This window comes from Anaerobutyricum soehngenii (assembly GCF_009697165.1).
Taxonomy (GTDB): Bacteria; Bacillota; Clostridia; order Lachnospirales; family Lachnospiraceae; genus Anaerobutyricum; species Anaerobutyricum soehngenii.
In genome coordinates this window covers 23577-37780 of record NZ_VULP01000032.1, presented here as the reverse complement: position 1 = coordinate 37780, position 14204 = coordinate 23577, and the positions used below count along the sequence as shown (strand labels likewise).

9 protein-coding genes and 1 pseudogene are annotated in these 14204 nt (G+C 37.0%); 7 read left to right on the top strand and 3 right to left on the bottom strand.

Annotated elements, in window-relative coordinates; translation table 11 throughout:
* Positions 1-145: 145 nt before the first annotated feature.
* Positions 146-2326 (top strand): YhgE/Pip domain-containing protein, encoded by a 2181-nt coding sequence (locus FYJ25_RS12420; RefSeq protein ID WP_096239833.1) that lies wholly within the window; start codon positions 146-148, stop codon positions 2324-2326.
* Positions 2327-2513: 187 nt separating this feature from the next.
* On the opposite strand, the gene FYJ25_RS12415 is transcribed toward FYJ25_RS12420, so the two are convergent.
* Positions 2514-3305, bottom strand: a complete 792-nt coding sequence (locus FYJ25_RS12415) for a DeoR/GlpR family DNA-binding transcription regulator (RefSeq protein WP_021907022.1) — start codon at positions 3303-3305, stop codon at positions 2514-2516.
* A gap of 276 nt (positions 3306-3581) precedes the next feature.
* Between FYJ25_RS12415 and fsa the strand changes: the two genes are divergently transcribed.
* Positions 3582-4235: a fructose-6-phosphate aldolase gene (gene fsa, locus FYJ25_RS12410; RefSeq protein ID WP_021907023.1), complete on the top strand. Its 654-nt coding sequence runs from the start codon at positions 3582-3584 to the stop codon at positions 4233-4235.
* A gap of 341 nt (positions 4236-4576) precedes the next feature.
* A complete protein-coding gene (locus FYJ25_RS12405) occupies positions 4577-5491 on the top strand; it encodes an HAD family hydrolase (protein ID WP_147608634.1) in 915 nt (304 codons plus the stop codon).
* Positions 5492-6218: 727 nt separating this feature from the next.
* On the opposite strand, the gene FYJ25_RS12400 is transcribed toward FYJ25_RS12405, so the two are convergent.
* On the bottom strand, positions 6219-6644 hold the full coding sequence (locus FYJ25_RS12400; RefSeq protein WP_154581423.1) for a PPC domain-containing DNA-binding protein: 426 nt from the start codon (positions 6642-6644) through the stop codon (positions 6219-6221).
* 203 nt (positions 6645-6847) lie between these two features.
* Between FYJ25_RS12400 and FYJ25_RS15085 the strand changes: the two are divergent.
* The 4 genes and pseudogenes from FYJ25_RS15085 to FYJ25_RS12380 all read left to right on the top strand — a co-directional run.
* Positions 6848-7240, top strand: a pseudogene (locus tag FYJ25_RS15085) (ATP-dependent sacrificial sulfur transferase LarE); the annotation flags it as partial.
* Between the two features lie 801 nt (positions 7241-8041).
* Positions 8042-8569 carry a MarR family winged helix-turn-helix transcriptional regulator gene (locus tag FYJ25_RS12390; RefSeq protein WP_154581422.1) on the top strand — a complete coding sequence of 176 codons (528 nt, stop codon included), beginning with the start codon at positions 8042-8044 and terminating at the stop codon, positions 8567-8569.
* Between the two features lie 413 nt (positions 8570-8982).
* Complete coding sequence (locus FYJ25_RS12385) at positions 8983-10731, top strand: ABC transporter ATP-binding protein (protein ID WP_154581421.1); 1749 nt, start codon at positions 8983-8985, stop codon at positions 10729-10731.
* 1 nt (position 10732) lies between these two features.
* On the top strand, positions 10733-12622 hold the full coding sequence (locus tag FYJ25_RS12380; protein ID WP_154581420.1) for an ABC transporter ATP-binding protein: 1890 nt from the start codon (positions 10733-10735) through the stop codon (positions 12620-12622).
* Positions 12623-12731: 109 nt separating this feature from the next.
* Here FYJ25_RS12380 and pdxR read toward each other — a convergent pair whose 3' ends face one another.
* Positions 12732-14135 (bottom strand): MocR-like pyridoxine biosynthesis transcription factor PdxR, encoded by a 1404-nt coding sequence (pdxR, locus tag FYJ25_RS12375; RefSeq protein ID WP_154581419.1) that lies wholly within the window; start codon positions 14133-14135, stop codon positions 12732-12734.
* Positions 14136-14204 lie beyond the last annotated feature (69 nt).

Genomic DNA, 14204 nt, shown 5'->3' with positions numbered 1-14204 from the left:
GTTTGGTCACTTACATTATACATGAAAAAGGGGGTCATTGCTTTTTTATTCGTAAAAAGTGATGAAATCCTTGAAAATATAAGGTTTTAAACAAAAATAGGACTGTAAAACTTTACAGTACCCAGGAAAAAGAGGAAGAGGAATAATGAAAAATATAGGGGCCATTTTTAAAGGCGATGTAAAACGTATCCGAAAGAATGTCATTGCAATGATTGTTATTGTCGGTATTACTGTTGTTCCCTCTCTTTATGCCTGGTTTAATATTGCGGCGAGCTGGAATCCTTATGAAAATACAGGGGGATTAAAGGTTGCGGTTGCTACAGTGGATGAAGGATACGAAGGAGACTTGATTTCTGTTAATTTAAATCTTGGAGAACAGGTTATTTCTGCATTACATGAAAATACACAGTTAGACTGGATTTTCACAACAAAAAAGAAAGCAGTGAACGGCGTGAAATCCGGTAAGTATTACGCTGCTATTGTCATTCCGAAAGAGTTTAGTAAAAATATGATGAGTGTTTTTACAGAGGATGTACAAAAACCGCAGATTATGTACTATTCTAATGCAAAAGAAAATGCGATTGCACCAAAGGTTACAGATAAGGGAGCGACAGCGATACAGACGCAGATAAATGAAGTTTTTATAAAAACAATATCTAATGTTGCTCTGACAGCATTGCAGACGGTTTCAAGTGCGGCTGATAAAACAGGAACAGAAACAATTACTTCGAATTTGATTACAAATCTGAAACGTATTACTTCTGATTTGTCTGCATCGGCAAGTACCCTGCAGACATTTTCTGGTATGGTGGAGTCTGCGCAGAAATTATTAGAAACAACATCAAAGTATCTTGAACAGTCTAAAATGCAGTCAAAGCAAAGCTTGACTTCTCTGGAAAATACAAAATCCTCTTTATCCGGTGTGAAGAAAACAATATCCGGGGCAACAAATGGCATTAATGAAGCTTTGTCTGCCGGAAGTTCTTTTTATGATGATGCATCAGAGCTTATTGATGATGCTTTTAAATCGCAGGCAAAAGATGCAGATAAAGTAGCAGATATAATGGAGACATTATCCGAAAAAATGGATAATATTGCAGCATCCTATAGTTCTTTAGGAAAAAGTATTTCTGCGCTGGGAACAGATCATCCAGAATTATCTTCTTATACAGGAGAAGTTGTTGCCAAAATAAATGAGTCGGTTGCAATTCAGAAACAATTAAGTGAAAGTTTAGCAGCAAATGCGGATGAACTTCGTAACTCTTCAGAAAATATACAAAGTGGGAAAGAAGACATTGATTCGTTATTAAAGGATAGTAAAAAGAGTTTATCTGAGGTACAGTCTAAGTATGAAGATAATCTGAAAGACAGCATTGAAGATTTATCCTCTTCTTTAAATAATACAGGAACAGATGTTGACGGATTACTGAAAAAGTTAGATACAGGAACAGATAAGGTCAGTAAGACCGCTGAAAATGCAGCAGATGATCTTACAGATATAAAAGCAGCAATAACTACTTCTTGTGATCTTTTGAATCGATCAGCAAAACAGATAAAAAAACTTACAGATAAACTTACAAAGCTTCAAGATGTCGGCAATTTATCTGATATAAAGTCATTGCTATCAGATAATACAGAAGACATTTCTACATTTTTATCTGCACCGGTTTCTTTAAATACAACGAAGTTATATCCAATAGAAAATTATGGTTCTTCTATGGCACCATTTTATTCTACGCTTTCTATATGGGTAGGAGGAATCGTGCTGGTTGCTATGTTAAAAGTTGGTGTTTCAGAAGCCGCTGTGGAGGGACTTAAAAAAGTAAAGAATTATCAGATATATCTTGGACGTTATATTATTTTTCTCATTGTAGGATTATTGCAAAGTACGCTGATTTGTCTTGGTGATTTGTTTTATCTTGGGATTCAGTGTAAACATCCATTTCTCTTTATGCTGGCAGGCTGGTTTAGCAGTATTGTGTATGTAAATATTATATATACTTTGACCGTATCCTTTGGCGATATTGGAAAAGCGGTATCGGTTATTCTTCTTGTTATACAGGTTGCGGGTTCTGGAGGTACCTTTCCGATAGAAGTAGCACCGGCATTTTTCAAGGCAGTATATCCATTGCTTCCTTTTGTGCATAGCATGAGAGCGATTCGAGAGACGATAGGGGGAATGTACGGTATGACGTATTGGACTTCTCTTGGTAAAATGAGCATTTTCCTGATACTTTCTCTTATACTTGGATTGGTACTTAGAAAACCGATCATAAAATTAAATGATGCATTTATGGAAAAATTAGAAGACACGCATCTGATTTAAAATATAAAAATATCCTGGACATGTTACAAAGTTGAAAAAATTTGTACTTGCCAGGATATTTTTATCTCAGTCGAGAAGACTCCCACCTCTTTCAGGTGGTGAGTGACAGCTCGACTTGAATGTTTTCTAAAATACATATAAGATCACAAAAGAAAAGGAGGAAGTAGTATCAGTAGCAAGCTTCGGCTTAGACTTCTTTAGCCAATACAAGATTTACTCCGGCATTTTCATAGATGGACTTTGTATGTTCTGAGAGACCAAAATCCGTAATGACCATATTTAAGTCATCTAATGATGCATAACTAGAAATCGATGTTGTGTTAAATTTCGTATGGTCGATTAAGGCAATCGTTTTAGCGGAAGATTTTACACAGCGTCGTTTTAAATCTGCTTCATAAATACTAAAGTCAGTCAGACCATTCTCTACAGAAAAGCCTCGTGCAGATACAAAAGCGATATCTGTGTGAATCTTTGTGAGCAGATCTTCTCCAAGCAAGCCTTCAATGGAAGAAGAAACAGAAGTGACGATTCCTCCGGTTAAGATTACGGTGATTCCGGGAACATCTTTTAATGCCAGTGCCAGATTGATTCCGTTTGTAATAACAGTAAGCTTTGTAAAGCCGGATAACTTCATACCAAGTGTATAGCAGGTGGAACTGGCATCCAGATAAATACACATATGATTTTTAATTAATTTTATTGCTTTGCTCGCGATTGCTTCCTTTTCCTTGCGGTTTTCCAAAGCTCTTTCATCAAAAATATAAGCTCTTCCGGTTAATTCAATATTATCAAGACTTCTATCATTATAAACTGCACCACCATGCGTTTTTGTAATGAGTTTCTCTTTATCCATCTGATTTAAATCTGTACGGATTGTAGTAGCAGACACATCAAGAAGCTGACTCAGCTCTTTAGTTGTAGCCTTTCTGTTTTTATTTAAGTAATCCAGAATCTTCTTCTGGCGTTCTAACTGCATCATGGCAAGATCCTCCAATATAGTATGTATGTACTCTGTTTAGAATTTTTGTAAAAGTAGTTTGCCGCTATAATCTAAACAGCACAATTATTATAGCGTGAAATATAAATTTATTCCAGTAAAAAAAGAGAAAAAAATAAAAAACGAGACAAAAAGAAAATAAAAAACGTTATTTACTTATCTTTATTTATTTTTTCTTTTATTTATGCTTGCATTTTCTTTCTTTACATGTTATATTGGTAGTATCAAATAAAGCAAAAATAAATGGAGGTTGAACAAATGAAATTTTTCGTGGATACTGCTAATGTAGAAGACATTAAGAAAGCTAATGATCTTGGAGTAATCTGTGGTGTTACAACAAACCCTTCTTTAATTGCAAAAGAAGGAAGAGATTTTACAGAAGTAATTAAAGAAATTACTTCCATTGTTGACGGACCAATCAGTGGCGAAGTAAAAGCTACAACAACAGATGCGGAAGGAATGATTAAAGAAGGTCGTGAAATCGCAGCAATCCATCCGAACATGGTTGTTAAGATTCCTATGACAGTAGAAGGATTAAAAGCAGTGAAAGTTCTTTCTAAAGAAGGAATCAAGACGAATGTTACACTAATCTTCTCTGCAAATCAGGCAATCCTTGCTGCGAATGCAGGCGCTACATATGTTTCCCCATTCATTGGAAGATTAGATGATATTAACCAGCCAGGAGTTGATTTAATCCGACAGATCGCAGAAATTTTTGATATCTATGCATATGACACAGAGATTATTGCAGCCTCTGTAAGAAATCCGATCCATGTAACAGATTGTGCACTTGCAGGCGCTGATATCGCTACTGTTCCTTACAAAGTAATCGAACAGATGACAAAGCATCCATTGACAGACCAGGGAATCGAAAAATTCCAGGCAGATTATAAAGCTGTATTTGGAGAATAAGAATACGAACGTAAACACAAAGAAATATAAATAAACAATAACACACGACACATATAAACACATATATAAGAATAAAGTAAAACACACAAATGAAATCCCAATTATTGCACATCATATACGCAGTAATGGGGATTTTATTTGTGTTATAGTTATTTATAAAGTTTTTTAAAGTGGAAAAAGAACTGGAAAAGAATTAAAAAAGTATGGGAGTTATGTTCGTTGACATAGATTTACAAAATAAGATATAATAGTATCGTAGCAGGAATGCTGAGGCTTTCTTGTCTTAGCTCGAAGATGAAAAGAAAACATCCATTTGGATGATTTTTAATAAGGGGTAAGATATGGCAAATATTATTGCAGTTGTCTGGGATTTTGATAAAACATTAGTAAATGGATATATGGAAGAACCGATTTTTGAGTATTATGGAGTGGATTCTTCCGACTTTTGGAGAGAAGTTAATTTTCTTCCGGAAAAATATAGAGTAGAGCAGGGTGTCCGGGTGAACCCGGATACTATTTATCTAAACCATTTTATCCACTGTGCGAAAAAAGGAATTTTTAAAGGTTTAAATAATGCGATGCTCTATGATTTTGGAAAGAATCTTCATTTTTATGAAGGAATTCCGGAAATTTTTGAAGAAACAAGGAAGCTGATTGAAGAAGATTCTATTTATCAGGAATATGATATTAAAGTAGAACATTATATCGTAAGTACAGGATTAAGCCAGGTAATAAAAGGCTCTGTCGTTGCACAATATGTGCAGGGAATCTGGGGTTGTGAACTGATTGAAGAAGAGACAGAAGATGGTGGCAGGATAATCAGTGAAATCGGCTATACAATTGATAATACCAGTAAAACGAGAGCTTTGTTTGAGATTAATAAAGGTGTAAACCGTCATGAAGGGGTCGAAGTAAATACCAAGATGCCAGAAGAACTTCGCAGAGTTCCTTTTCAAAATATCATCTATGTGGCTGATGGACCAAGCGATATTCCTGCTTTTTCCCTCGTGAATAAAAATCATGGTGCAACCTTTGCTATTTACCCACATGGAGATATGGAAGCTATGCGGCAGGTAGAGCAGATGCGCGTGGATGGACGAATCAATATGTATGCAGAAGCGAACTATCAAGAAGGAACAACAGCCTATATGTGGATCTGTCATAAGATTAAGGAATGTGCGGAACGGATTCGTAAAAGAGAACGCGAAAAAATATCGGTATATGCCCAGGTGGGAACACCAAAACACCTTACATAGTAACTATCTGATTCATTAGGAGAAAACAGACGAAAATAAAAAGAATAGACCATAACAAATGTAAAGATATCACTGCGTAGAAAATGCCTGTTCGGCATTTTTACTTGCTCTCACATTGCATTTGTTATGGTCTATTCTTTTTATTTTCTGCTTGTTGGCTCCAGAAGGAATGAATGCAATAGTTTTTGGGGAGAGAGATGGGGGAGAAATCAGAAGGCTACTGCTTGCTCGGAAGGTCGTGGCTTATTCTGATACTGTTTCCGCTATGCTGATTTTTTCAAGTTTCACTGATGATAAGATGATACTGTAAGCTATCGCTGTACATGATATATTTATCATTATATTGTCGCAATATATCGTTTTTATCAATGCGTGTCATACGTTGCATGCTGTACATCTCGTAGCAAGATAACTCTAAAGATGACTACTTTATTTTTTGTAAAATGACAATCCCCTTTCTTTTTACTGCTCACTAAGAGCGAGAAAATAATCTTCTGACGATATATCTTCCGAGCAAGCAGGAACCTTTTTGACCTCTTTCCCTTATCCCTCCCCAATACTATTAAATTCATTCCTTCTGGGCCAACACACAGAAAAAAGAAATAATACCATATCCCAGATGCGGCTTCGGAGCGTGTTTACGATGCAGATAAGCATCTTAAACACAGCGATTACAGAGCAGGTGGGATATGGTATTATTTCTTTTTCGTTTGTTTTCTCTAATGAATTAAATAGTAAAATCAAACAAGTTGAGTCCTATTTTTTCATCGTATTTTCTATTAATTGTTCCATCAATAATCTGAATCTGGATTTCAGCAGTAGCACTGACATAGGCCATATTTAAATGCCCGCCAAATACATGGCCATCTTTATCACCGGCAGCCATGTGAAGGTGAAGATATACTTCGCCGTCCTGTCTTGTGACAGTTCCTGTTAAGGAAATAATTTCATAAGCCCCCTCAAAATGAACGGGATAGAACTTTTTTTCTGAGGTATCAAAAACACCAGTAGTAAAGTCATTGAGTGCGCCTAATCCATTAATCTGTGCAAGATGAATCTTTTCTTTTTTTGCTACTTTTTCAATCTGTTCTATGATTTCTTCGCCGGGGTCAAGGCGGAGATAGATGGTATCTTTAAAACGTCTGTAATCCATGTGAAAATCTCCTTTTATAACGTTGATTTTCTAATTATAGCACTATTTTTGATTTTGTTAAAGAAAATTCACAACAACATATAAACCTATTGACAAAATAGGTATATGGTTGTACTATGCAACCAATATGACATTTGGAGGATTTTATTATGGTATCAATAGAACAGAATAAAAAGAAAGAACATTTAGAGAATTTTTTAAAAGAATTAGGAATAAAAAGTCCGTTAAGAGCCAGCTAATTAAATAAAGATGATATTCGCACGCTCTCCAAAGACTTAGGATTGCCAACTTGGAATAAACAATCCTTTGCCTGTCTCTCCTCTCGTTTTGTATATGGAGAAACCATTTCTGAAGAAAAACTGAAAATGGTAGATAAAGCAGAACAGTTACTTCTTGACATGGGATATCACCAAGTACGTGTAAGAATCCATGGCATGATTGCGCGAATTGAAATTCTGCCGGAAGAATTTTCTAAATTAATTGCAGATGAAAACCGAAACCGGATTACCAAAGCTTTCAAAGAGTATGGATTTACCTATGTTACAATGGACTTAACAGGATATCGAACTGGAAGTATGAATGAGACGTTAAATTGATTCATTTAGAAGAAAACAGACGAAAAAAGAAATAATGTCATATCCCATCTGCTCTGTAGTCGCTGCATTTAAGATGCTCATCCGCATCTTAAACACGCTCCGAAGCCGCATCTGGGATATGATATGGTTTCTTTTTTCTGTGTTTTGGCTCCAGAAGGAATGAATGCAATAGTCTTTGGGGAGGATGAGGGGGGAGAACTCAGAAGGCTGCTACTTGCTCGAAAGATATATCGTCCAGAAGATTATTTTCTTTCTTTAACGAGCAATAAAGAGAAAGTAGATTGTCATTTTCCAAGAAATTAAAGTAGTCACCTTTAGATTTATTGTATTCCTTCCTTCCGAAGCCAAAACACAGAAAATAAAAAGAATAGACCATAGGAAATGTAATGTGAGAGCAGGTAAATAAAATTCCATGACAGAGATACCTTCCGAGTAAGCAGTAGACTTCTGACCTCTCCCCCCTTATTCTCCCAAAGACTATTGCGTTCATTTCTCTGGAGCCAACAAGCAGAAAATAAAAAGAATAGACTATAGCAAATGTAATGTGAGAGCAAGTAAAAATGCCGAACAGGCATTTTCTACGCAGTGATATCTTTACATTGCTATAGTCTATTCTTTTTATTTTCGTCTGTTCCCTCTAAAGAATGAAATAGTAAAACTTCTTGACAAATGAAGGGAAAAGGATATAATAGTAAAGCAAAACTGTTTAATATTGAACAATTCAATGTCAAACAGTTTCTATTCAAACAAGTTGGAAAGCTAAAGGCATAGGTCAAAGAAACAAACAGAGAAGGAGATTGCGTGAAGAGAGAAGATACGATAGGATTTAATATCCGTTCTATAGATAATATGTTGATGAGGAAAGCAATGACAATGAGCGATGAGGAATCAGGGAAGAATGGTATGATGCCGGTGATGCAGGGATGGATTATGGGATATTTATATGACCATAAGGAGGAAGAGATTTTTCAAAGAGATATTGAAGCGCAGTTTTATATTGCGCGCTCTACAGTAACCTGCCTTGTAAAACAGATGGAACAAAAAGGATATATAGCCAGAGTGGCAGTAGAGAGAGACTGTCGTTTAAAGCGTCTGTGTCTTTTGGAAAAAGGAGAAGAGATTCATAAACGTTTTCTTCAAAATATTGAAAAGGTAGAAGAAGAGATTCGTGAGGGAGTCAGCGAAGAAGAATTACAGACTTTTTTAAAAGTAGCAGTTAAGATTCGTAATAATCTGGAGGAACTGCAGTATTGCAGTGGAAAATGCAGCAGGCGCGTCAACTACCCACGACCTAAAGGTCATGGGCTTGTAACTGCCCAGTCGTACTAACGGCTTACACCTCCGACCTTTAATCCCCGATAGATATTGCTATCTAAAGTGGCGTTACATCATAGGGTGGCTGACAGCACCCTTTACAGACAAGACATGCTCATCTGTAACTGTATCAGGTACTAAACTTCCCATGCTATACAGTAAAAAAATCTTTTACGGTTAAGATTTTACGCAATACACGAATTTCGTATTGCAACCTCATATCTTGTCAATGTACAAAAGAGTGTCTTTAATGAGCAGCACATCTAACGGTTTTCTCTTTAAGAACTGCTACGGCTATTGTAGCATATTAGGTAACAGTTAACAAGGCTCCTCCCACCACCTAAAGGTAGTGGGTTTCCGCCTATGGCAAACGAAAGAATTTTATTTATGAAAATATTTAAATTTAAAACGAAAGGACGGTGGATGGAATGATAAAGACTCTTGCAGGACAAGTGAAAGAGTTTAAGAAAGATTCTATTCTTACACCATTTTTCATGATTTTAGAGGTAATCATGGAAATGATTATTCCGCTTTTAATGTCATCGATCATTGATGATGGCGTGGAAAGAGGAGATATTCATCATATTTATATTATTGGTATATGGATGGTTGCGGCGGCAGGCATTGGTTTGTTTGCTGGTGTTATGGGAGGAAAGTACGGTGCGAGGGCATCAACTGGATTTGCAAAGAACTTACGACAGGCGATGTTTGAGAATATTCAGACATTTTCTTTTTCTAATATTGATAAGTTCAGTACACCGAGTCTGGTTACCCGTATGACAACGGATGTAACAAACTTACAGAATTCTTATCAGATGCTTCTGCGTATGTGTGTACGTGCCCCATTTAGTTTGGTCTGTGCGATGATCATGTCATTTTCGGTAAATGCAAAGCTTGCAAGTATTTATCTTGTAGCAGTTCTTATTCTTGGTGCTTTCCTTGCACTCATTATCTGGAGAGCCATGGGTTATTTCACAGCAATGTTTAAGAAGTACGATGACCTGAATGCAAGTGTGCAGGAGAATGTTTCTGCTATTCGTGTAGTAAAGGCGTATGTGCGTGAAAAATATGAAAAGAGCCGTTTTACAAAGGCAAGCGGCAACGTATATCGTATGGCAGTAAAAGCAGAGAGAATCGTTTCATTTAACTCACCGCTTATGATGTTTACCGTCTATTCCTGTATTCTTGGAATCAGCTGGCTTGGTGCGAAGATGATCGTGCAGTCTGTTCTTACAACAGGGGAACTTATGATGCTGCTTGCATACTGTATGAGTATTTTAATGAATCTTATGATGCTTTCCATGGTTTTTGTTATGCTTTCTATGAGTGTGGCAAGTGCAGAGCGTGTGTCAGAAGTATTAAATGAAACACCGGATATTGTAAATCCAGACCATCCGCTTTACGAAGTAAAAGATGGAAGTATTGTATTTGACCATGTTTCCTTCCGTTATAATAAAGACGGAAAGAAGAATGTATTAAATGATATCAGTTTTTCTGTGAAGGAAGGGGAAACCATTGGTATTATTGGTGGAACCGGAAGTGCGAAATCTAGTCTTGTAAATTTGATCAGCCGTCTGTATGATGTTTCTGATGGAAGATTACTTGTTGGTGGCAAAGATGTGCGGGAGTATGATATTGAAACACTGCGAGACGAAGTGTCCGTTGTCTTACAGAAAAATGTACTTTTCTCAGGGACAATCCTTGATAATCTTCGCTGGGGTGATGAGAATGCAACGGAGGAAGAATGTAAAAGAGCCTGCCGTCTTGCCTGTGCAGATGAATTTATTGACAGGATGCCGGAAGGATATCATACATATATTGAGCAGGGCGGTTCTAATGTGTCTGGTGGACAAAAGCAGAGACTTTGTATTGCAAGGGCTCTTCTTAAAAAGCCAAAGATACTTATTCTTGATGACAGTACAAGTGCAGTAGATACGGCAACAGATGCAAAGATTCGTGAAGCTTTTGCAAAGGAGATTCCAAACACTACGAAACTTATCATTGCCCAGAGAGTATCTAGCGTACAGAATGCGGATCGAATTATCGTTATGGATAATGGAGAAATTTCCGGTTTTGACAGTCATGAAAACCTTATAAAGACAAATAAGATTTACAGAGAAGTATACGAATCCCAGACAAAGGGCGGCGGAGACTTCGATGAGAATGGAGGTGAATAAGATGGCTCGCATGAATATGAAAAATGGGAAAAAAGTAGAAAATCCCGGAGCATTATTAAAACGTCTCATGGGATATATCATGAAGCATTACGGTGCTGCCTTCATAATAGTATTGCTTTGTATTTTGATCAGTGTTGTCTGTAATGTACAGGGAACGATGTTTATGCAGACATTGATTGATAATTACATTGTCCCGATGTTAAAAGACGGAAATCATGATTTTTCCGGTCTTGCTCATGCAATTACACGCGTAGCTGGTTTTTATGCGATTGGTGTAGTACTAACTTTGTTATATTCACAGATCATGGTAAATATTACACAAGGAACATTACGAAGTCTGCGAGACGAATTGTTTACTCATATGCAGGATCTTCCGATTAAATATTTTGATACACATGCGCATGGTGATATCATGTCTGTGTATACGAATGATATTGATACATTAAGACAGATGATTTCCCAGAGTATTCCGCAGCTTTTTAACAGTGGGATCATGGTAGTCAGCATCATTGTCTGCATGCTCATGTTAAATGTTCCGTTAACGGTAGTCAGCCTTGTCATGGTCGGTGTTATGGTTTATGTTTCTAAACGTCTTGCAACATTAAGCGGAAAATACTTTATACAGCAGCAAAAAGATCTCGGTGCGGCAAATGGCTATATTGAAGAAATGATGCAGGGACAGAAGGTTGTAAAAGTTTTTTGCCATGAAGAAAAAAGTATTGAAGAATTTAAAAAATTAAATGATGAATTGTTCCACAGTGCTGATAATGCAAACAAGTTTGCCAATATTGCTATGCCAGCTAATGCACAGATTGGAAATATCAGTTATGTTATCGTAGCAATCATCGGTGGTATTCTTGCGATTAATGGAATCGGTGGTTTTACACTTGGGGCGCTGGCAAGTTTTCTTACATTTAATAAGAGTTTGAATATGCCAATCGGCCAGGTCAGCCAGCAGGTGAACTTCGTAGCGATGGCGCTTGCCGGAGCACAGAGAATTTTTGCACTTCTTGATGAAAAACCGGAAGTTGATGAAGGATATGTTACTCTTGTGAATGCAACAGAAGATGCAGACGGAACGATTCATGAAACAGAAAAACATACCGGTATCTGGGCATGGAAACATTTTCATAAAGAAGATGGAACAACAACGTATAAAAAGCTTCTTGGTGATGTAGAATTTCTTGGTGTGGATTTTGGATATGATGAGAAGAAGATTGTTCTTCATGATATTAAAATGTTTGCTACACCAGGTCAGAAAATCGCATTTGTAGGTTCTACCGGAGCCGGAAAGACAACGATTACAAATCTGATTAATCGTTTTTATGATATTCAGGACGGAAAAATCCGTTATGACGGTATTAATATTAATAAAATAAAAAAAGCAGATTTAAGACATTCTCTTGGAATGGTATTACAGGATACTCATTTATTTACTGCAAGCGTAAAAGACAATATCCGTTACGGTAAGCTGGATGCAACAGATGAAGAAGTTATTGCAGCAGCAAAGCTTGCGAATGCCGATAGTTTTATTGAAAGACTTCCACAGGGATATGATACGATTCTTACTGGAGATGGTGCAAACTTAAGCCAGGGTCAGCGCCAGCTTCTTTCCATCGCAAGAGCAGCCATCGCAGATCCTCCGGTATTAATTCTTGATGAGGCAACCAGTTCGATCGATACCCGTACCGAAAAAATCGTACAGGAAGGAATGGATCGTCTGATGAATGGAAGAACTACTTTTGTAATCGCGCATCGTCTTTCGACGATTAAAAACAGTGATTGTATCATGGTATTAGAACAGGGAAGGATTATCGAGAGAGGATCCCATGATGATCTGATAGAAGAAAAGGGAAGATACTATCAGCTTTATACTGGAAATAAAGCATAATTTATCTCAGTCGAGAAGACACTCACCTCTTTCAGGTGGTGAGTGACAGCAAAAAGATTTCGAGAGTAGATCGTAGATGAAGGGGGCACACAAAACAAGCCCCTTTCATCTATTTTTTTATACAGTCATATAGTACGTTTATTGCTTCTGCTAAATGTTCTGTATTGAGGTAAGAGTAGTTGATAATAAAGGTATGAGCAGCAAAGTCATCAGGACTGTCATGATAATAAGCGGACAGACTGTTCAGTTTTACGCCTTTTTGGAGTGCGCGCTGCACGAATTCTTTATCGGATAGTTCCATTTTTAATTTTAACAGAAAATGAAGTCCGGAGTCTTCTTCCATAATAGTGACATGGGACGAGAGAGGACTTCTTTTTATGGCATCTAATAAGATGTCCCGTTGCTTATGGTAAAAGTTACGCATACGGTTTATGTGTTTTTCAAAATAACCTTCGTTAATAAAACGCATTAGTGCATATTGTTCAAAGTTTGAAACGGTACAGGAGTAAAAGCTCAACTGTTCTAGAAAACGATTGGCAAGTTCCGGCGGGAGTACCATATAACTGATTCGCATAGTAGAGGAAAGACTCTTTGTAAAAGTATTAATATAGATAACCTTTTGCGTGATATCCATACTTTGCAAAGACGGAATCGGCTTTCCAGTAAGGCGAAATTCGCTGTCGTAATCATCTTCAATAATATAACGATTAGCAGAAGCAGCAGCCCAGCCAAGAAGTTCATAACGGCGGCTTATAGGAGTAACGATTCCTGTGGGAAAATGATGCGAGGGGGAAATGTGTACCACATCTGCACCGCTATTTTCTAATTCGTTGACAAGAATTCCTTTTTCATCCATTGGAATATAATGGTATTTTACGTTATAGCTATTGTAAATGGCGGCAATCTTTTCATAGCCGGGATTTTCAATAGCATATTTTTTGTCAAATCCAAGGAGCTGAATGAGCAGTCCGTAAAGATATTCTGTTCCGGCACCAATAAAAATCTCTTCCGGCTGGACATGCATTCCCCGGAATTGTTCTAAATGTGTGGCAATAGCCTTTCTAAGACCGATGATGCCTCCACATGGAGGCTTTGTCATAAGGTCTGGGCTATTTGTATTAAAAGTTTCGCGCATCAGTTTTGCCCAGATTGAAAACGGAAAGTTTTCCGGACGGGTCTGGTTACTTGAAAAATCAGCAAGAAAATCAGAATATCCGGAAGAAAGTTCTACATTTTCTGTTGTTAATTTCACTGGTTTTATCGCATTATTTTTAAAATCTGATACATAGAAGCCTTTTTTAGGAATGGAATAAATATACCCTTCAGATAAAAGTTGTGCATAAGCATTTTCGATAGTAATTGTACTTACTCCGAGATTTTTCGCAAAACTTCTTTTGGAAGGCAGTTTTTCTCCTGAAATTAACTTTCCATCTATAATATCCTGACGGATACATTGGTATAGGTGCGTGTATAGAGATTCATTTTTTAAGTTTGTAAAAGAATAAGTTAGCATAGAATTCTCCTGATATATATTCTGACCATACTGGCTTTATCTAAATTGGATATTTAAATATGGTTAAAG

Bases quoted from the DNA above. Each gene is read 5' to 3' on its own strand.
- FYJ25_RS12415 (WP_021907022.1), bottom strand. From the start codon at position 3,305: ATGATGCAGTTAGAACGCCAGAAGAAGATTCTGGATTACTTAAATAAA.
- pdxR (WP_154581419.1), bottom strand. From the start codon at position 14,135: ATGCTAACTTATTCTTTTACAAACTTAAAAAATGAATCTCTATACACG.
- FYJ25_RS12420 (WP_096239833.1), top strand. From the start codon at position 146: ATGAAAAATATAGGGGCCATTTTTAAAGGCGATGTAAAACGTATCCGA.
- FYJ25_RS12400 (WP_154581423.1), bottom strand. From the start codon at position 6,644: ATGGATTACAGACGTTTTAAAGATACCATCTATCTCCGCCTTGACCCC.
- fsa (WP_021907023.1), top strand. From the start codon at position 3,582: ATGAAATTTTTCGTGGATACTGCTAATGTAGAAGACATTAAGAAAGCT.
- FYJ25_RS12385 (WP_154581421.1), top strand. From the start codon at position 8,983: ATGATAAAGACTCTTGCAGGACAAGTGAAAGAGTTTAAGAAAGATTCT.
- FYJ25_RS12405 (WP_147608634.1), top strand. From the start codon at position 4,577: ATGGCAAATATTATTGCAGTTGTCTGGGATTTTGATAAAACATTAGTA.
- FYJ25_RS12380 (WP_154581420.1), top strand. From the start codon at position 10,733: ATGGCTCGCATGAATATGAAAAATGGGAAAAAAGTAGAAAATCCCGGA.